This is a genomic window from Neobacillus mesonae, from assembly GCF_023715155.1.
Taxonomy (GTDB): Bacteria; Bacillota; Bacilli; order Bacillales; family Cytobacillaceae; genus Neobacillus; species Neobacillus mesonae_A.
Window position 1 is genome coordinate 1 of sequence record NZ_JAMBNQ010000113.1, and the last position, 448, is coordinate 448.

1 rRNA gene is annotated in these 448 nt (G+C 49.6%); it reads left to right on the forward strand.

The features are described from left to right. Window positions 1–374: 374 nt before the first annotated feature. Window positions 375–448, forward strand: a 5S ribosomal RNA gene (gene rrf, locus M3183_RS26755); the annotation flags it as partial.

Here is a 448-nt window from a genome sequence, read left to right on the forward strand (position 1 = left end):
CGAGGACTTAACCAAAGCGAAAAGCGAAGGCGACTGTTCAACTTCGACAGACGTTGGAGGGCTGGCACTGCAAATCCTGGTTTTAGGATTTGAAGGGACGGACCGAAACGGCCGAGAAGTTAGGAGCAGCAGCTAGACAAATCGAAAGGCGGAAGCGGCCGGTTAGCAGCGTATGGCCTGGAGGGCTTTGACTGAGATAAAGGAAACACGATGAGTGTAAGCGAATCGATGTTGACTTATCGTAGGGAAAAGACCGAAGGACACTAGTTGCTGGACGCTGGAGCTAGACAGCAATTCTTAAAGCGAACTCGTTCTTAACAAACTTCTTCTCTATTATCTAGTTTTGAGGGAATGAACCCTCAACAAATAAATAGTCCGGCGGTGATGGCGAGAAGGTCACACCCGTTCCCATACCGAACACGGAAGTTAAGCTTCTCAGCGCCGATGG